The 16927-nt window shown below is 59.2% G+C and carries 18 protein-coding genes and 4 tRNA genes; 16 read left to right on the top strand and 6 right to left on the bottom strand.

Annotation, left to right across the window (positions count from 1 at the left end; genetic code table 11):
- Positions 1–171 precede the first annotated feature (171 nt).
- Complete coding sequence (locus ACIO0C_RS12860) at positions 172–999, top strand: shikimate 5-dehydrogenase (protein ID WP_401312339.1); 828 nt, start codon at positions 172–174, stop codon at positions 997–999.
- A 46-nt stretch (positions 1000–1045) separates the two neighbouring features.
- Here ACIO0C_RS12860 and ACIO0C_RS12855 read toward each other — a convergent pair whose 3' ends face one another.
- The gene (locus ACIO0C_RS12855) at positions 1046–1693 is read right to left on the bottom strand and encodes a YceH family protein (protein WP_401312336.1); all 648 of its coding nucleotides are present in this window, start codon (positions 1691–1693) and stop codon (positions 1046–1048) included.
- Positions 1694–1920: 227 nt separating this feature from the next.
- On the opposite strand from ACIO0C_RS12855, the gene ACIO0C_RS12850 reads away from it, so the two are divergent.
- The 3 genes from ACIO0C_RS12850 (at position 1921) to ACIO0C_RS12840 (ending at position 4870) form a co-directional block, all read left to right on the top strand.
- A complete protein-coding gene (locus ACIO0C_RS12850; RefSeq protein WP_401312333.1) occupies positions 1921–3093 on the top strand; it encodes an acyl-CoA dehydrogenase family protein in 1173 nt (390 codons plus the stop codon).
- The gene (locus tag ACIO0C_RS12845) at positions 3090–4283 is read left to right on the top strand and encodes an acyl-CoA dehydrogenase family protein (protein ID WP_401312330.1); all 1194 of its coding nucleotides are present in this window, start codon (positions 3090–3092) and stop codon (positions 4281–4283) included. Before ACIO0C_RS12850 ends, ACIO0C_RS12845 begins: the two co-directional genes overlap by 4 nt.
- Before the next feature lie 77 nt (positions 4284–4360).
- Positions 4361–4870 carry a DUF1993 family protein gene (locus tag ACIO0C_RS12840; RefSeq protein ID WP_401312327.1) on the top strand — a complete coding sequence of 170 codons (510 nt, stop codon included), beginning with the start codon at positions 4361–4363 and terminating at the stop codon, positions 4868–4870.
- A gap of 75 nt (positions 4871–4945) precedes the next feature.
- Here ACIO0C_RS12840 and sstT read toward each other — a convergent pair whose 3' ends face one another.
- A complete protein-coding gene (gene sstT, locus ACIO0C_RS12835; RefSeq protein WP_401312324.1) occupies positions 4946–6178 on the bottom strand; it encodes a serine/threonine transporter SstT in 1233 nt (410 codons plus the stop codon).
- Positions 6179–6503: 325 nt separating this feature from the next.
- On the opposite strand from sstT, the gene ACIO0C_RS12830 reads away from it, so the two are divergent.
- Positions 6504–7658, top strand: coding sequence for an MFS transporter (locus ACIO0C_RS12830; RefSeq protein WP_401312321.1), 1155 nt, complete (start codon positions 6504–6506; stop codon positions 7656–7658).
- A gap of 4 nt (positions 7659–7662) precedes the next feature.
- On the opposite strand, the gene nhaR is transcribed toward ACIO0C_RS12830, so the two are convergent.
- On the bottom strand, positions 7663–8562 hold the full coding sequence (nhaR, locus tag ACIO0C_RS12825; protein ID WP_401312318.1) for a transcriptional activator NhaR: 900 nt from the start codon (positions 8560–8562) through the stop codon (positions 7663–7665).
- Between the two features lie 148 nt (positions 8563–8710).
- Between nhaR and ACIO0C_RS12820 the strand changes: the two genes are divergently transcribed.
- Positions 8711–8953, top strand: coding sequence for a hypothetical protein (locus ACIO0C_RS12820; RefSeq protein ID WP_401312315.1), 243 nt, complete (start codon positions 8711–8713; stop codon positions 8951–8953).
- Positions 8954–8982: 29 nt separating this feature from the next.
- The gene (locus ACIO0C_RS12815) at positions 8983–9732 is read left to right on the top strand and encodes a TerC family protein (protein WP_110749094.1); all 750 of its coding nucleotides are present in this window, start codon (positions 8983–8985) and stop codon (positions 9730–9732) included.
- Positions 9733–9796: 64 nt separating this feature from the next.
- Here ACIO0C_RS12815 and ACIO0C_RS12810 read toward each other — a convergent pair whose 3' ends face one another.
- Positions 9797–9964 (bottom strand): hypothetical protein, encoded by a 168-nt coding sequence (locus ACIO0C_RS12810; protein WP_162831841.1) that lies wholly within the window; start codon positions 9962–9964, stop codon positions 9797–9799.
- Positions 9965–10131: 167 nt separating this feature from the next.
- Between ACIO0C_RS12810 and ACIO0C_RS12805 the strand changes: the two genes are divergently transcribed.
- From ACIO0C_RS12805 to ACIO0C_RS12795, 3 genes are all read left to right on the top strand, one after another.
- On the top strand, positions 10132–10860 hold the full coding sequence (locus ACIO0C_RS12805) for a peptidase C39 family protein (RefSeq protein ID WP_401312415.1): 729 nt from the start codon (positions 10132–10134) through the stop codon (positions 10858–10860).
- 87 nt (positions 10861–10947) lie between these two features.
- Positions 10948–11154, top strand: coding sequence for a DUF6021 family protein (locus ACIO0C_RS12800; protein WP_020800926.1), 207 nt, complete (start codon positions 10948–10950; stop codon positions 11152–11154).
- Positions 11155–11171: 17 nt separating this feature from the next.
- A complete protein-coding gene (locus ACIO0C_RS12795) occupies positions 11172–11387 on the top strand; it encodes a hypothetical protein (protein ID WP_020800925.1) in 216 nt (71 codons plus the stop codon).
- Positions 11388–11528: 141 nt separating this feature from the next.
- Here the strand turns inward: ACIO0C_RS12795 and pbpG are convergent, their stop codons facing one another.
- Together pbpG and folD are read right to left on the bottom strand one after the other, a co-directional pair.
- Positions 11529–12470, bottom strand: a complete 942-nt coding sequence (pbpG, locus tag ACIO0C_RS12790; RefSeq protein ID WP_401312310.1) for a D-alanyl-D-alanine endopeptidase — start codon at positions 12468–12470, stop codon at positions 11529–11531.
- 239 nt (positions 12471–12709) lie between these two features.
- Positions 12710–13564 (bottom strand): bifunctional methylenetetrahydrofolate dehydrogenase/methenyltetrahydrofolate cyclohydrolase FolD, encoded by an 855-nt coding sequence (gene folD / locus ACIO0C_RS12785; protein ID WP_401312307.1) that lies wholly within the window; start codon positions 13562–13564, stop codon positions 12710–12712.
- A gap of 275 nt (positions 13565–13839) precedes the next feature.
- Between folD and ACIO0C_RS12780 the strand changes: the two genes are divergently transcribed.
- The 6 genes from ACIO0C_RS12780 (at position 13840) to clpP (ending at position 16763) form a co-directional block, all read left to right on the top strand.
- Positions 13840–13916 (top strand) — tRNA-Arg (locus ACIO0C_RS12780).
- 32 nt (positions 13917–13948) lie between these two features.
- Positions 13949–14024: transfer RNA gene (locus ACIO0C_RS12775), tRNA-His, on the top strand.
- A gap of 57 nt (positions 14025–14081) precedes the next feature.
- Positions 14082–14166 (top strand) — tRNA-Leu (locus ACIO0C_RS12770).
- A 78-nt stretch (positions 14167–14244) separates the two neighbouring features.
- A tRNA-His gene (locus ACIO0C_RS12765) sits at positions 14245–14320 on the top strand.
- Between the two features lie 404 nt (positions 14321–14724).
- On the top strand, positions 14725–16035 hold the full coding sequence (tig, locus tag ACIO0C_RS12760) for a trigger factor (RefSeq protein WP_401312304.1): 1311 nt from the start codon (positions 14725–14727) through the stop codon (positions 16033–16035).
- A gap of 92 nt (positions 16036–16127) precedes the next feature.
- A complete protein-coding gene (gene clpP / locus ACIO0C_RS12755; protein WP_008062468.1) occupies positions 16128–16763 on the top strand; it encodes an ATP-dependent Clp endopeptidase proteolytic subunit ClpP in 636 nt (211 codons plus the stop codon).
- Positions 16764–16927 lie beyond the last annotated feature (164 nt).

Below are 16927 nucleotides of genomic sequence, written 5' to 3'. Positions count from 1 at the left end.
AGACAGCTTTTTTTTGAAAATCAGCACAGCCGCCGGGTAAATTTTGTGTAAGGTCTGTGTCGCCGTCCTGACGGTCGCGCGGCATCGATCAGGGCGCGCGAATATGATTGATCAGAGCCTGATGGACTGGCGAATCCCGTCCATCCGAAAGTGCAATGCAAGGAGATTCACATGCAGATGAACCCCAACAGAGACACCCAGCTGTGCATGTCCCTCTCCGGGCGCCCCGGGAACTTTGGCCTGCGATTTCACAACCATTTGTATGAGCAACTGGGGCTGAATTTCTACTACAAGGCGTTTTCCAGCCAAGACTTGCCAGGCGCCGTCGGCGGCATCCGCGCCCTGGGAATTCGCGGTTGCGGCGTCTCGATGCCGTTCAAGGAAGCCTGCATTGCCCTGGTCGATGAACTGGACCCTTCTGCCGCGGCCATCCAGTCGATCAATACCATCGTCAATACCAACGGCCATCTCAAGGCCTTCAACACCGACTACATCGCCATTGCCCAGTTGCTGCAGACCCACCAGGTGTCCAAGGACATCACGTTTGCCTTGCTTGGCAGTGGTGGCATGGCCAAGGCGGTGGCCAGCGCCTTGCGCGATGGCGGTTACCACAATGGCCTGATCGTGGCCCGTAACCAGCGCGCGGGCCAGGCGTTGGCCAAGTCGCTGGGCTACCCCTGGCAAGCCGAACTGGGTGAGCAACGCCCGCACATGCTCATCAACGTCACGCCTATCGGCATGACCGGTCCGCAAGCCGAGCAATTGGCGTTCGATGCCCAAGCCATTGCGGCTGCGGATATCGTCTTCGATGTCGTCGCGGTTCCCTCGGAAACCCCGCTGATCGTGCGCGCTCGTGCCGAGGGCAAACATGTCATCACCGGACTCGAGGTGATTGCGATCCAGGCGCTGGAGCAATTTGTGCTTTATACCGGTGTGCGCCCGACCGATGAGCAGTTTCAGAAGGCCGTGGAGTTTGCCCGCAGCAGCCTTGCCTATTGATTGACGGGCAGCCGCCAACGCCGCCCGCAAACGAGCTTGTGCGCTTTTATTCGAGGCGTGCCAAGCGTTCTTCCAGCGCGGCGATGCGTGCTTCGAGCTCCTCGATTCGCTCAACCGACACCGCGCCGCCAGCACCACGCTCCGGCGCATTTTGACGTGCAGCCAGGATCGCTTCGATATCCGCCGGATCACCCATTGCGTGCGTATAACGATCTTCGCGCTGTCCGGCCTGACGCGGGATCAGTACCGCCAGGCCACGGGCAATCAGGCGTTCAAGTTGATGCACGACCTGCTCGGCATCCTCGAAATCATGCATGCGCCCGCTGCGGGTCAGCAGTTCGTTGACGGTCTGCGGCCCCCTTAAAAACATCAGCCCGGTCAGAATCACCTGCGCGGGCACCAGTTCCAGTGCTTTGTCGACCTTATGCTCCCAGCGATCGGCACGGCTGCCCATCACCAGTCTGGCGAAGCCGCGTCCTTCGAGGGCGCGCAGGCTCTGGCCTACCTGGCCCTGAGTGAGATTCATCACCGGCTCGCGGCTGGTTTTCTGATTGCAGGCAATCACCAGCGCATTGAGGGTCAGCGGGTAGGTTTCCGGGCTGGTGGCCTGTTTTTCGATCAGGGAACCCAGGATGCGGATTTCCGTGCTGTTCAGGCGTGGTTCGTCGAAAGTCGTCTCTTGCTCAGTACTCACAGTGTCTGGAACCTCGCTAACGGTTGGTCTGGATTTTCTCGACTTATAAGACCTCGTTGATGGAGGTTAGTCGAGCCTTGCCGGCGTGCAGCGCTTCATTGTCCACGGCATCGCTCGTTCGGACTAGGCAAGGCTGACGATTTCACCGCGCCCGCACAGCGGCAGACTTCATGTTCAAAGGGGTGTTGCGCCACGCGTGCCCCAACAGACGAGCAGAAGGTGCCGCGATGGAGTTTGCATTCAGCGACGAACAGGAAATGATCCGCGCATCGGCCGAGGGCTTGCTCGCCGATGTGTCGGATTCGGCCGCCGTGCGCGCGGCAATGGTCAGCGAACGGGGTTTCGACGAGGCCCTCTGGCAGCGGTTATGCCAGGAAATGTGCTGGCCGGCGATCCATATTCCCGAAGCCTATGGCGGCCTCGGCCTGGGCTTCGTCGAGCTGGCAATCCTGCTGGAGCAGATGGGGCGGCGATTGTTGTGCTCGCCGTTTTTCGCCACTGCTTGCATGGCCACGCCTGCGTTATTGCTGGCCGCCAATGATGAACAGAAGCAGCGTTGGCTGCCTTCGATTGCTGACGGCAGCCTGACCGCGACCCTGGCGTTCAGCAGTGCCAACGGCTGGTCGGCCAGCGATGTCCAGGCCACGGCGGTGGCTGAGGGCGACGGTTTTGTCCTCGACGGCACGCTCAAGCATGTAGTGGATGGCCATGGCGCCGACCTGTTGATCATTGCCGCACGGCAACCCGGATCGACCGGCGAGGCGGGCATCAGTCTGTTCGCCGTTGACGCCGCGTGGGCGGGCATCGAGCGGCAAATGCTGCCGACAATGGACCAGACCCGGCGCCAGGCACGCATCGAGCTCAAGGGCCTGTACCTCGAAGCCGACTGCCTGCTGGGTACATTCGGCAAAGGCTGGACGCATCTTGAGCAGGTCCTGCAACTGGCCTGCATCGGCCTGGCTGCCGAACAGACCGGCGGCGCGCAGCAGGTGCTCGACCTTAGCGTGGCCTACATGCAGGAACGCCAGCAGTTCGGTCGCCCCATCGCCAGTTTCCAGGCCCTCAAGCACCGTGCCGCGGACATGATGCTGCAAGTCGAATGCGCGCGTTCGGCCTGCTACTACGCGGCGTGCGTCGCTCAGGAAGCCCTTGATCCCCGGGGCGATGCCGACGTGGCGGGCGAACTGCCGCTGGCAGCAGCGCTGGCCAAGGCGCAGTGCTCGGAAACCTTTTTCCACTGCGCGTGCGAGTCGATCCAGCTGCATGGCGGCGTCGGTTTCACTTGGGAATATGACCCACACCTGTACTTCAAGCGCGCCCGCGCCAGCGAGAGCTTCCTCGGGCTGCCGGCCTTGCATCGCGAGCGGATCGCCGCGGTGATTCTTGGAGAGCAACCATGAAAATCAGTTTCAGCGAGCAAGATGAGTGCTTTCGCCAGGAAGTCGCCGACTGGATGAGCGCCAACCTCTGCGGTGAATTCGAGTCCCTGCGTTTTCGCGGCGGCCCAGGCGATGAGCACATGTTTCCCCAGGAGCGCAAAGCCTGGGAGCGCAAACTGGCCGAGGGCGGCTGGACATGCGTCGGCTGGGCGCCGGAGCATGGCGGGCGTGGCTTGTCGATCACCCAACAGGTGATTTTTCACGAAGAGTACGCCCGCGCTGGCGGCCCCGGGCGCATGGGCCACATTGGCGAAGGCCTTGCCGGGCCGACCATCGCTGCGTTCGGCACGGTCGAACAGCAACAGCGTTTTTTGCCAGGGATCGTCAACGGCACGAGCTTCTGGTGCCAGGGCTATTCCGAGCCTGGGGCCGGCTCTGACCTGGCCAACGTCAAGACCCGCGCGACGCTGGACGAAGCGACCGGCAGTTGGGTGATCAACGGGCAGAAAGTCTGGACCTCCCTGGCCCATGAATCGGATTGGTGCTTTGTGATTGCTCGCACCGAACCGGGCAGCGTGGGCCATCGAGGTTTGTCTTTCCTGCTGGTCCCGATGGCCCAGGCTTCAATCACCGTGCGGCCGATCGAGCAACTGACCGGCACCTCGGAGTTCAACGAAGTGTTCTTCGATGACGCCTGCACCGACGCCGCCAATATTATCGGCGCGCCGGGCGAGGGCTGGAAGATCGCCATGGCTTTGCTGGGTTTCGAGCGTGGCGTGTCGACCCTTGGCCAGCAGATGCAGTTCCAGAACGAACTCAACGAAATCATCGCTATCGCCAAGCGCAACGGGGCTGCCTGCGATCCGATCCTGCGCCAACGCCTGGCCGAGGCCTGGAGCGGGTTGCGGATCATGCGCTACAACTCGCTGCGCATGCTCTCGGGAAGCCAGGACGGATCGCTGCGCAAGGAGGCGACTATCTACAAGCTGTTCTGGTCGACCTGGCATGCCAGCCTTGGCAAGCTGGCGATGGACGTACTGGGCGCCGAGGCGGAACTGCTCGAAGCGGCGCCTTATCAACTGACCCGACTGCAGTCGCTGTACCTGTTCAGCCGCGCCGACACCCTCTATGGCGGCAGCAACGAGATCCAGCGCAACATCATTGCCGAGCGCGCCTTGGGCATGCCCAGGGAGGCGCGTGCGGGCAAGTAAAAAAAGAGCGATCTCGGGAGGACCGCGCACGGCTATAATCGGCCGACGTTTTCCTCCTGTCATCACACGAGACTGCCATGACCATTTCCCTGTACGACGCCTCCGTTCCTGTTTTCCAGCAAATGCTCAACGCCCTGAGCGACGTGCTGAAAAAAGCCGAGGCCCACGCCACTACGAAAAACATCGACCCGAACGCTTTCCTGCAAGCGCGCCTGTACCCGGACATGTTCCCGCTGGTGCGTCAGGTGCAGATCGCCGTTGATTTCGCCAAAGGCGTGACTTCCCGTCTGGCTGAAGTCGAACTGCCGAAGTACGACGACAGCGAAACCACCTTCGCCGAACTGCAAGCATTGATCGCCAAGGTCCTGGCCTACATCGGCGAGTTCACGCCCGAGCAGATCAACGGCAAGGAAGGCATCGAGATCGTGACCCGCCCAGGCACGCCGAAAGAGAAGCGTTTCTCCGGCCAGGCTTACCTGCTGACCTACGGCCTGCCGCAGTTCTTCTTCCACGTCACCACCGCCTATGCGCTGCTGCGTCATAACGGCGTGGAAGTGGGCAAGCGCGATTACATGGGCGCGTTCTAAACCTGGCTCCTACGGGCGAAGGCGGCCTTAAGTACGCCTTCGCCGGCAAGCCGGGCTCCTACAGTGAGCGGTGGGTTACGCCAGTCGTGTGGCTTTCTGTTCTTCGCCCAGGCAAGCGGCCGCGGTGAACAGCACATCGGTGGACGAGTTCAGCGCAGTCTCGGCCGAGTCCTGCAGCACGCCGATGATGAAACCGACCGCCACCACCTGCATCGCGATTTCGCTCGGGATGCCAAACAGACTGCACGCCAGCGGGATCAGCAGCAAAGACCCACCCGCCACACCCGAAGCGCCACAGGCGCAGATGGCCGCCACGACGCTGAGCAGAATGGCGGTCGGAATGTCCACGACGATCCCCAGCGTATGCACGGCCGCCAGAGTCAACACGGTGATGGTGATGGCGGCACCGGCCATGTTGATGGTCGCGCCCAACGGGATCGATACCGAATAGGTGTCTTCGTGCAGACCCAGGCGCTTGCTCAGTTCCAGGTTGACCGGAATGTTCGCCGCCGAGCTGCGGGTGAAGAACGCGGTTATGCCGCTTTCGCGCAGGCAGGTCAGCACAAGTGGGTACGGGTTGCGGCGCAGTTTCCAGAACACGATGAGCGGGTTCATCACTAGCGCCACGAACAGCATGCAGCCCAGCAACACGGCCAGCAGGTGCGCATAGCCGATCAAGGCGCCGAAACCGGAGGTGGCCAGGGTCGAGGCCACCAGGCCGAAGATCCCCAGCGGCGCGAAGCAGATCACCAGGCGCACGATCACGGTCACGCCATTGGACAGGTCCCCAAGCACTTCACGGGTGGTGTCGCCAGCATGGCGAATGGCTATGCCCATGCCGATGGCCCACGCCAGGATGCCGATGAAGTTGGCGTTCATCAAGGCGCTGACCGGATTGTCGACCACGCTCAGCAGCAGGCTTTGCAGCACTTCACCAATCCCGCCCGGCGCGGTCACTGCAACGTCATGGGTCGACAGCACCAGGCTGGACGGGAACAGCATGCTGGCAACCACCGCGACCACGGCGGCAGCGAAAGTCCCCAGCAGATACAACAACAGAATCGGCCTGATATGGGTTTCCTGGCCGTGCTTATGGTTGGCGATCGATGCCATGACCAACACGAACACCAGAATCGGCGCGACCGCTTTGAGCGCGCTGACGAAAACTTTGCCGATGAACGCCGTGGATTTCGCCGCTTCAGGCGCGAACGAGGCCAGGGCGATACCGGCGATCAGGCCGATCACGATTTGCGTGACCAGGCTCAGGCGTTTCAGGCGTTGCAATAGGGAAGGGGATGAAGCAGTCATAAAACGGCATCTCTGATTTTTTATAAGTGCAAGGCTTCGCCGCGTCTGCGGGGCAGGCCACAGGCGGGAAACCGAAGAGGGTCGCGACATCGACGTCATGAAAGGTCGATGAACACCGGGTGTACGTTTTGCAGGACGCGGACTTTATCACAGCGTAGGCATGATCCTTCAGACCTGTGACGAACTGCCACCCTGGCATTCAACGCGAATTGCAGGTTCGTGCAACCGCATCAGGAAACACTCTGTTAAGATTCGCCATCCTCATTTTCATATTGCCAGTGGGCCTTCGGGCTATCGCTGGTGTTTTCGTTTTCTGGAGTTTTGCATGCTGTTGCCCATCCTTCTGTTGTCTGCCGCCGGCTTCACGGTGCTGACCACGGAATTCGTCATCGTCGGCCTGTTGCCAGCCATCGCCCGGGATCTGGACGTCAGCATCCCGCAAGCGGGGTTACTGGTGACCCTGTTCGCCTTTACCGTTGCTGCGTTCGGACCGTTTCTCACGGCGTACTTCGCCCGCTTCGAGCGGCGCAAGCTGTTTATCTCGGTGTTGATCATGTTTGGCCTGGCCAACACCCTGGCCGCACTGGCGCCGAACATCTGGGTCATGGCGCTTGCCCGGTTGATTCCGGCGCTGGGCTTGCCGGTGTTCTGGGCGCTGGCCAGTGAGACCGCGGTGGACATCGTCGGGCCGGACTACGCCGGCCGCGCCATCGCCAAGATCGGCTTCGGCATTGTCTGTGCCACGGTGTTCGGCATTCCCGTGGGCACATTGATTTCCGATGCGTTCGGCTGGCGCAGTGCTTTCGCCATTCTGGCGGTCATTGCCTTTGCCAAGGCGCTGTTGCTGTTTATCTACCTGCCGAAAACCAACCTGCACCAGCATCAGGTGAGCTTGCTGTCGCAGTTCAAGATCCTGCGCAGCCCGCTGATGCTGGGTCATGTGTTGCTGTCGGTGATTGTGTTCAGCGGCATGTTCACGGCCTACACCTATCTGGCCGATATCCTTGAGCGCTTGGCCGGGTTCAACGGCACCGTGGTTGGCTGGTGCCTGATGGGCTTCGGCGCGGTCGGGTTGATCGGCAACTCGCTGGGCGGTCGTGCGGTGGATCGTCACCCGCTGATGGCGTCGATGATGTTCTGTGCGTTCATGATTGCCGGCCTGGTGGCATTGGTGCCGAACATTCATTCGCCCCTCGGCCTGGCCGCGGCGATGGGCATTTGGGGCGTGACCCAGGCGGCGATGTTCCTGGTCAGTCACGTGCGCCTGATGAAGGCCGCGCCTGAAGCGCCAGCGTTCGCCGCTTCGCTGAACATTGCCGGCGCCAACCTGGGTATTGGCCTGGGTGCGATGATCGGCGGGCGGGTGATCGACAGCGTAGGGCTGCAAGGCCTTGGCTTCGCGGCGGCGGCTTTTATCCTCGCCTCAATCCTGCTGGCCATCGCCCTGATGACGTTCAAGCCCCGGGAAGTCTGCGCCTGAGGCTTTACAGTTCGGTAAACAACTCGCGTCGGGCACCTTCGGTAATGGCGACAATGCCAGGGTGCTTGACCTTGCGCTCCACTGAAATGGCGTAGAACGACTCGCTGACCGCGTCGGTCTGGCCAATCACTTGCACGCCGTATTGGCGCTGCACTTCGTCGGCGATCACGCTTGGGCCGATGAAGATTCCGCTGCCGGATTGGCCGAACGCCTGCATCAAGGCACTGTCGTCGAATTCACCGACGATCTGCGGCTGGATCTGCTGCTCGGCGAACCAGCGTTGCAAACGGCTGCGTACCACGGTTTCCGGCCCGGGAATCAGCAGGGGCGCGCCGTGCAGGCTGCGGGGAAAGTCCTGACCGTAATGCAACGCCAATTCGGCAGTGGCGAAGAAACTGATCCCGCATTCGCCGAGTTTCTGGCTGTAGCCCTTGATGTCCAGGTGTGATGGCATGGGGCTGTCGGAAATTACCAGGTCCAGGCGCTGGATGGCCAGGTCGGCCAGCAGCCGTTCGAGCTTGTCTTCGCGGCAGGTGATGCGCAGCGGCTCACTCAATTCCATGGTTGGCGCGATCAGGCGATAGACGATGGATTTGGGCACCACGTCGGCCACGCCCACGCGAAACAGGATCTGCTGCTCGTTGGGCTGCGCTCGCAACATCAATTCCAGTTCACCCCCCAGCTGAAACATCTGCTCGGCGTAGGTCAAGGTTTGCCGGCCTGCTTCGGTCAGTTCCAGCTGCCGACCCACCCGGCGGAACAACTCGATGCCATAGGTTTGTTCAAGCAGCGAAATCTGCCCGCTGATGGTTTGTGGCGTCAGGTTCAGCTGCTCGCAAGCGCGCACGATGCTGCCCGTCTTGGCCACCACCCAGAAGTAATGCAGCTGTCGATAATTGAGCACGTGTAGTCCCTGCAGAATTTCTGGATTCGAGAATTTCGAAGTATAGCCGCTAAAAATACGAATTTTCCTGAAGTATTCAATTGCCTAGAATCCCTCGCTATCAACGGGCCATCGTTTCGGCTGCGTTCGTTATATCGAGGACATCACCATGAAAATCAAAGCCACGGCACTGCTGATCACATCATTACTGGTCCTGGCCGGTTGCGACCAGGCGGAAAAAAGCGCCCAGCAATTGATGGGCAAGGCTGCCGAAAGCGCGAAGCAGGCGATCGACGACACTCACAAGGCCGCCGAACAGGCGCTCAGCGAAGCCACCGGCGGGCTGATCAGCAAAAAAGAATCATCGGAAAAAGAAGCGGAAGAATCCGCATCGACCTCCCAGGAAATCTAAACCGTCTTACAGCGAGTCAGGACTGACCCATGGAATACCTTTTACAGTTAGCCGCCAGCCCCACTGCCTGGGTCGCCCTGGCCACCCTGGTGGTGATGGAAATCGTGCTCGGCATCGATAACCTGATCTTCATTTCGATCCTGACCAACAAACTGCCCGAGCAGCATCGGCAGAAGGCGCGGCGCATCGGTATCGGCATGGCGCTGATCCTGCGACTGGGCTTGCTGAGTACCATTGCATTTATCGTCCAGCTGACAGCGCCGGTCATCGAGATCTTCGGTCATGCGTTTTCCTGGAAGGACATGATCCTGATCGCTGGCGGCCTGTTCCTGTTGTGGAAAGCCACCACCGAGATCCATCACAGCATGGACCCGGCACCGGAAGATCCGAAATCGGCGACCTCGACCGTAACCCTGGGCTTTGCTGCGGCGATCGGTCAGATCCTGATGCTGGACATGGTGTTCTCCATCGACAGCATCATTACCGCTGTCGGCATGACCGAGCATTTGCCGATCATGATCATTGCCGTGGTGGTGTCGGTACTGGTGATGTTGCTGGCGGCTGACCCGCTGGCCAAGTTCATCAATGACAACCCGACAGTCGTCATGTTGGCGCTAGGCTTCCTGATCATGATCGGCATGACGCTGATCGCCGAAGGTTTCGGCGCCCACGTACCGAAGGGCTACGTTTATGCGGCGATGGCGTTCTCGGCAGCGATCGAAGTGTTGAACATGATGTCCCGGCGGGCACGGCAGAAGCGGGTTACCGCTGAGGCTTGACCCTTGCTGAAATGAAAAGGCCGCCTGGAATCCAGGCGGCCTTTTTTTTTGACCAAAGTCTCGTTTAGTGGACTGTGGCGTGTGATGCGCTGGCTTCGTCGGTTTTAGCCAGAGGTTTCGGCTGTACAGGGTGATGGTGCCGGCGGGTAATGCGCAGAACACCCCATAACATGGCGGCGGCCACCGCCAGCCAGCCAGAAATCAACATTACGATTGTCATTGCCAGGCTCATCGAGGCCTCCTCTTTGCCCTGCAGCGGGCACACACGCTATGCAAGTGACAGTCTAGTCGCTGGCTTGTTTCAGGCTATTGACCAAAGGTCGGCTGTCACCAACCAGTTTGCTCTATCGGATGCCATCAACTGCCGGTTAAGGCTATACCGCGGCGGTGCGGCACCCTATTATCGACGGCCAAGCCGGGAATGCGATTGCCTGGCATCTGAATAAGAGAGAGATGATGGTGCGAGTAATTTCTCGAATGCTATCGGCGGTACTGATTGTGGGTTGTGTTGCCAGTCTGGCGGGATGCGCCGGGAGCGTGTCGCCACAGATCAAACGTCTGCCAGAGCGCGTCGAGCTCAGCGGCCGCTTCTACAAGGGCGTGGCGAATCAAAGCGGGCCGCAAGTGCTGGCGAGCATGTTGTCGCAGCAGGGCATCGTGATCACCCCTGGCTTGCTCGATAAACCCTTGCATCTGCCGGCCGGCGAGGCGCAATTGCAACAGAACATGCAGAACCTCGCCCGCGAGTACGGGATGGTGGTTTATCCCCTCGACAGCAATCTGCCCGCCTTGCTGACCCAGGTCGCGGCCGGTTACCCAGTGATGGTGCGCTTCACTGAAGGCTCGGCGCTCTGGGCCGAACCGCGCTACGCGATTTTGAGTGGATACAACCGTCAGAAGCAGACCGTCTTGCTGCGTGCAGGTATGGATCAGCGGCGGATGATGGGGTTCGGTTCGTTCGAGTCGGCGTTCAAGGACGCCGGTGGATGGGCCGTGTTGATCCAGAATCCGTCCCAGTTGCCCGCTCAGGTCGATCAGCAGCGCTGGCTCAAGGCGGCCAACGATCTTGCCCAAGCGGGCCAGGAACAGGCTGCCGCCAAGGCGAAGAAAGCGCTGGTCGCGCAGTAAGTCCGTTCGTCACTCGCCGGGCACCTGCGGCCGTTGCCAACCTCTTATCTTAAAGGCCCGGATTTTCCCGGGCTATCAGGAGGTGTCATGGCACATTCCAATACCCCCGACGGCCCTCACTCATCCGAGCATTCGTCTGGCGATGAGTTGGGGTTCGATCCCGACTCCCCGGACCTTGCCGATCCGGCAGTCGATCCAATCGGGCCAGCCAAGGCCCCGAGGGATGTGAAGCCGGGTGACAACTCCAAGGCGCCGGCCAAACCCTACGATCCATTGGGTAATCTCAAACCCTAGTCCTATTGGAGGTGCGTATGTCTACCGATTCGAGCTTCAACGACGAACGTCCGGAAACCGTGCCGACTACTCCCGAGAAGGACATGGATCCGGTGATGGACCCGGACAGTCCGTTGCGCGATCCGCTGGCGCGGCCGACGGTAGTGCCGACTGAACATCCGCAGGGCTGGCACGACCCCAGCAAGGGTGATGGTATTCCTGATGATGACCAGATGCCGCTGCCTAACGATTGATTGCGGGGGAGGTCGTCTGATTTCGGCGGGTGATAAGCCTGGAGATGATCGTTCCCACGCTCTGCGTGGGACGATCATCTGTGTTCACTTGGGGTCAGGCCGCCTCGGCACCCTGTTAAACCACAATGGCCGACTGCCTGCTTACTTCGAAGCCTCAACAACACCACTCTGGCGCTGCTTGAGGTTCTTGTCCGACTTGTACTGCAAGGCCGCAGAAGCCACGTTCGCGCTCTTGCCGGTTTCGACCCAATTGCGGATGCGGGCGGCGTCGGCAAAGTGTGTGTATTTGCCATAGGCGTCAAGGAGCACCAGGGCAACCGGACGGTTACTCATCCGGGTCACCAGCACCAGGCAGCGACCGGCTTCGTTGGTGAAACCGGTTTTGGTCAGTTGGATGTCCCAGTCCGGTTTACGCACCAAGTGGTCGGTATTGCGGAAGCCCAGGCTATAGATGGGTTTACGGAAGGTGACGGTTTTTTCCTTGGTTGTGCTCAGTTCTGTCAGCAACGGGTATTTGTGCGCGGCGATCAACAGTTTGCTCAGATCGCGAGCGGTGGAAACGTTGCGCGGGGAGAGACCAGTCGGCTCGACGAAATGGGTTTTGGTCATGCCCAGGGCTCGGGCCTTGGCGTTCATCGCAGCAATGAACGCGGCATAGCCGCCTGGATAGTGGTGGGCCAGGCTGGCGGCGGCACGGTTTTCGGAGGACATCAGGGCAATCAGCAGCATTTCCCGACGCGGCAGTTCGCTCTTGAGTTTTACCCGGGAGTACACACCTTTCATTTCCGGTGTGTCGCTGATGTTGATGCTGATGTATTCATCCATGTTCTGCCGGGCTTCAACCACGACCAGGCCAGTCATCAGTTTGCTGACGGAAGCGATGGGGACGACGACGTCCGGATTGCTGGCATAGATGATTTTGTTGGTCTGCATATCCAGCAGCAAGGAGCTGCTGGAAGCGAGCTTGAGTTGCGAGGTGTCTCGAGGCGCTGCGGTGGTGGTGTCGCCCGCGCTGGCCAGTGCCGTGATGAAAGTCCCTGTAACTGCAAAAAATAGGTTCAGGATGGAAAGACGGATTTTCACGCTGGCAGACTCAATGAAGTGTTGATAAGCCGTTTTGTAACGGGCTATTTCTTAAAAAGCGCGACATTCTGGAGTATGGCTGAATAACTGTCGATGGTTGTTCGGGGACGGGGTGAAAGTGCCTGGAAACATGAAAAAAAAGTCACTTTCCGGCGGATGGTCGATCCTGTTGCGCGGGTAAAAAAGAACCCCGCCATGGGCGGGGTTCCTTGTGTCGCGAGCTACCTCTGCTTTAAGCCTCAGCTATGCAGGGTTTCGGCGGCGTACAGCGTGTTTTCCAGCAGGCAGGCGCGAGTCATCGGGCCGACGCCACCCGGCACCGGAGTGATCCAGCCGGCGCGGGGCAGGGCGGTTTCGTAGATCACGTCACCCACCAGTTTGCCGTCTTCCTGGCGGTTGATGCCGACGTCGATCACGATCGCGCCTTCCTTGATCCACTCACCTTTTACCAGGCCCGGCTTGCCGGCGGCGACGACCACCAGGTCGGCGCGGCCGACATGCCCGGCCAAGTCCTTGGTGAAACGGTGAGTGACGGTCACGGTGCAACCGGCCAGCAGCAATTCCATCGCCATCGGGCGTCCGACGATGTTGGAAGCGCCGACCACCACCGCGTTCATTCCGTAGAGATCGGCGCCGGTGCTTTCCAGCAGGGTCATGATGCCTTTCGGGGTGCATGGGCGCAGCAACGGGATGCGTTGGGCCAGGCGACCGACGTTATAGGGATGGAAACCATCGACGTCTTTATCGGGACGAATGCGTTCCAGCAATTTGGAGGCGTCGAGATGTTCAGGGAGAGGAAGTTGAAGCAGAACGCCGTCAATCGCCGGATCGTCATTGAGGCGATCGATCAGATCGGTCAGCGCTTCTTGAGTGGTTTCGGAAGGCAGGTCATAAGCTTGGGAAAGGAAGCCGACCTCTTCACAGTCTTTACGCTTGTGCGAGACATAAACCTGAGAGGCAGGATCGCTGCCGACCAGGATCACCGCAAGGCCGGGCGTGCGCAGGCCTTGCTGGCGACGCTCGTTGACGCGTTGGGCGATCTGCTGGCGCAGGCTGGCGGCGATCGATTTGCCGTCGATAAGTTGTGCAGTCATTGCGCGTGATTAACCATCGAGAGGGGAAAAAAAGAGAGCGCATTCTCGCATGTCATGCGGTGAGGGCAAAGGCGCTTGGTCTGCAAATTCCGCTAACTCCTTTAATTAAATGAATTTTTTTCAAAAAGGATTTGACGACCTGCGGGGGGCTCTATACTATTCGTCGCACTTGTCGGGCACAGCCTAGCACTGGTTTAGAAGGTTGAGCGGGGTTACGGTTCTGCGAGACTGAAAAGCACTTAGTTTGTAGTCCTCCAAGAGTACAGATTAACAAGGCGCCCGTAGCTCAGCTGGATAGAGCATCCGCCTTCTAAGCGGATGGTCGCAGGTTCGAGTCCTGCCGGGTGCGCCATTAGGCAGCTTTGGCACAAGTAACGCGATATGGTGGGCGTAGCTCAGTTGGTAGAGCACGGGATTGTGACTCCCGTTGTCGTGGGTTCGATCCCCATCGTCCACCCCATATTTCGAAGGGCGCCAGATTAACAGTCTGGCGCCTTTGCTTTAAAGGCTTCATCTCGCGGATGTGGTGGAATTGGTAGACACACTGGATTTAGGTTCCAGCGCCGCGAGGCGTAAGAGTTCGAGTCTCTTCATCCGCACCAAACAAGACTTCAACCATGCCGCCTGGCCTGGTCGAGGTTCAACAAAGAAGTGATTTGGCTTCTTTGGCACGCAATATGGTGGGCGTAGCTCAGTTGGTAGAGCACGGGATTGTGACTCCCGTTGTCGTGGGTTCGATCCCCATCGTCCACCCCATATTTCGAAAAGGCGCCAGATTAATAGTCTGGCGCCTTTTTTGTTTCAGCGGTTTCAGCGGTTTCAGCGACTGCGGGTTCCGGGTCGCAAGGGCAGGGCGTTTCGTCGTTTTTATGTTTCTCGATGATGCCGTGCTGCCCGCCGGCCGTGTTCGCAAGGTCGGCTGTCAGGGAGATGATTGGCAACCTCATCCATATAAGGAAGGGTTGGCGCAGAGCCTTGGCGTGATTGGCTGTATTTGCCACCGGGGCGAGGTGCACCCGTGCATTCGCACCTATAAATTGCCTGCTGCTTTTTTACCCGTTTTCAGTAGGGTGACTTCTTGAGTTTGACCCACTAGAATGCATGCCCTTGATTCTGGGGTCGGAAACGGCCGGCTAACGTCTGTGCAACGAGGAATATCCATGCAAGTTTCTGTTGAAAATACTTCTGCTCTTGAGCGCCGCATGAGCATCACCGTGCCGGCTGAGCGCATCGAGACTCAGGTCAACAAGCGTCTGCAGCAGACTGCCCAAAAGGCCAAGATTGCTGGCTTCCGTCCAGGCAAAGTGCCAATGAGCGAAATCAAGCGTCGTTTCGGCGCTGAAGCTCGCCAGGAAGCGGTAGGCGACGTCATCCAGTCTTCCTTCTACGAAGCTGTGGTTGAGCAGAAGCTGAACCCGGCTGGTTCGCCGTCGATCGAGCCTAAATCCCTGGAAGCAGGCAAGGACCTGGAATACGTTGCCGTATTCGAAGTGTTCCCTGAGTTCACCGTTGCCGGTTTCGAAGGTATCACCGTAGAGCGCCTGAGCGCTGACGTGGCTGATGCCGATCTGGACAAGATGCTGGACATCCTGCGCAAGCAGAACACCCGTTTTGAAGTGGCCGATCGCGCTGCCCAGAACGAAGACCAGCTGAACATCGATTTCGAAGGCAAGGTCGACGGTGAAGTGTTCGCTGGCGGTTCCGCCAAGGGCACCCAGCTGGTGCTGGGTTCCGGCCGCATGATCCCGGGCTTCGAAGATGGCCTGGTTGGCGCTAAAGCCGGTGAAGTACGCGTTCTGAACCTGACGTTCCCAGAGGATTATCAGAATCTGGACCTGGCTGGCAAAACCGCCGAGTTCACCGTGACCGTCAACACCGTTTCCGAGCCAAAACTGCCTGAGCTGAACGAAGAGTTCTTCGCGCAATTCGGCATCAAGGAAACCGGTCTGGAAGGCTTCCGCACCGAAGTTCGCAAGAACATGGAGCGCGAGCTGCGTCAGGCGATCAAGTCCAAGGTCAAGAATCAGGTCATGGACGGTCTGCTGGCCACCAACCCGATCGAAGTGCCAAAGGCTCTTCTGTCCAACGAAGTTGATCGTCTGCGCGTGCAAGCTGTTCAGCAGTTCGGCGGCAACATCAAGCCTGACCAACTGCCGGCCGAGCTGTTCGAAGAGCAAGCCAAGCGCCGTGTTGTCCTGGGCCTGATCGTGGCTGAAGTGGTCAAGCAATTCGACCTCAAGCCTGACGAAGCCCGCGTTCGCGAGATGATCCAGGAAATGGCTTCGGCTTACCAAGAGCCTGAGCAAGTTGTGTCCTGGTACTACAAGAACGACCAGCAACTGAACGAAGTTCGTTCGGTTGTGCTGGAAGAGCAAGTTGTGGATACTGTTCTGCAGAAAGCTAGCGTGACCGACAAATCGGTCTCTTACGAAGAAGCGGTCAAGCCGGTAGAAGCTCCACAAGCCGACTGATCATTTTGCGCTAAGAAGCACACACCATAAGCCAGCTCTCGAGCTGGCTTATGCGTATTCAAGACATAACTATTTGGGAGTGACTGCAGAGCATGTTCCGTAATTCGTATATTCAGCAGAACTCTGATATCCAGGCTGCAGGCGGCCTGGTCCCGATGGTTGTCGAGCAGTCCGCTCGTGGCGAGCGCGCCTACGACATCTACTCGCGTCTCCTCAAGGAGCGAGTGATCTTTCTGGTGGGCCCTGTAGAGGACTACATGGCCAACCTGATCTGTGCGCAACTGCTGTTCCTTGAAGCGGAAAACCCGGACAAGGACATCCATCTCTATATCAACTCCCCGGGCGGTTCGGTGACGGCGGGCATGTCGATCTACGACACCATGCAGTTCATCAAGCCTAACGTGTCGACCACCTGTATCGGTCAGGCGTGCAGCATGGGCGCGTTCCTGCTGACGGCCGGTGCCAAAGGCAAGCGCTACTGCCTGCCGAACTCGCGTGTGATGATTCACCAGCCTCTGGGCGGTTTCCAGGGCCAGGCCTCGGACATCGAAATCCATGCCAAGGAAATCCTCTTCATTCGTGAGCGTCTCAACACGCTGATGGCCAAGCACAGCGGGCGCACCCTTGAAGAAATCGAGCGCGATACCAACCGCGATAATTTCATGAGTGCAGAAGCCGCGCGTGAGTACGGGTTGATCGATGAAGTGATCAACCAGCGCCCCGCTTAAATAAGCAGCTCAAAATAAGGCTGGTCGGCAGGTCCGATCACCGGCGGGCTTGAAAAAGCCCGCAATAGCCTTCATCTTGTGTTGCAAGCCTATCGGATTTGGATCGAACGAATGACTGACACCCGCAACGGCGAGGACAACGGCAAGCTGCTCTATTGCTCCTT

This window comes from Pseudomonas sp. NPDC087336, assembly GCF_044744285.1.
Taxonomy (GTDB): domain Bacteria; phylum Pseudomonadota; class Gammaproteobacteria; order Pseudomonadales; family Pseudomonadaceae; genus Aquipseudomonas.
This window is presented reverse-complemented; position numbering and strand designations above follow the sequence as displayed.

What these genes read in the sequence shown, in the direction of transcription:
- ACIO0C_RS12860 (WP_401312339.1), top strand. Translation starts at nt 172, where the DNA reads ATGCAGATGAACCCCAACAGAGACACCCAGCTGTGCATGTCCCTCTCC.
- ACIO0C_RS12850 (WP_401312333.1), top strand. Translation starts at nt 1,921, where the DNA reads ATGGAGTTTGCATTCAGCGACGAACAGGAAATGATCCGCGCATCGGCC.
- ACIO0C_RS12845 (WP_401312330.1), top strand. Translation starts at nt 3,090, where the DNA reads ATGAAAATCAGTTTCAGCGAGCAAGATGAGTGCTTTCGCCAGGAAGTC.
- ACIO0C_RS12840 (WP_401312327.1), top strand. Translation starts at nt 4,361, where the DNA reads ATGACCATTTCCCTGTACGACGCCTCCGTTCCTGTTTTCCAGCAAATG.
- sstT (WP_401312324.1), bottom strand. Translation starts at nt 6,178, where the DNA reads ATGACTGCTTCATCCCCTTCCCTATTGCAACGCCTGAAACGCCTGAGC.
- ACIO0C_RS12830 (WP_401312321.1), top strand. Translation starts at nt 6,504, where the DNA reads ATGCTGTTGCCCATCCTTCTGTTGTCTGCCGCCGGCTTCACGGTGCTG.
- ACIO0C_RS12820 (WP_401312315.1), top strand. Translation starts at nt 8,711, where the DNA reads ATGAAAATCAAAGCCACGGCACTGCTGATCACATCATTACTGGTCCTG.
- ACIO0C_RS12815 (WP_110749094.1), top strand. Translation starts at nt 8,983, where the DNA reads ATGGAATACCTTTTACAGTTAGCCGCCAGCCCCACTGCCTGGGTCGCC.
- ACIO0C_RS12810 (WP_162831841.1), bottom strand. Translation starts at nt 9,964, where the DNA reads ATGAGCCTGGCAATGACAATCGTAATGTTGATTTCTGGCTGGCTGGCG.
- ACIO0C_RS12800 (WP_020800926.1), top strand. Translation starts at nt 10,948, where the DNA reads ATGGCACATTCCAATACCCCCGACGGCCCTCACTCATCCGAGCATTCG.
- ACIO0C_RS12795 (WP_020800925.1), top strand. Translation starts at nt 11,172, where the DNA reads ATGTCTACCGATTCGAGCTTCAACGACGAACGTCCGGAAACCGTGCCG.
- folD (WP_401312307.1), bottom strand. Translation starts at nt 13,564, where the DNA reads ATGACTGCACAACTTATCGACGGCAAATCGATCGCCGCCAGCCTGCGC.
- tig (WP_401312304.1), top strand. Translation starts at nt 14,725, where the DNA reads ATGCAAGTTTCTGTTGAAAATACTTCTGCTCTTGAGCGCCGCATGAGC.
- clpP (WP_008062468.1), top strand. Translation starts at nt 16,128, where the DNA reads ATGTTCCGTAATTCGTATATTCAGCAGAACTCTGATATCCAGGCTGCA.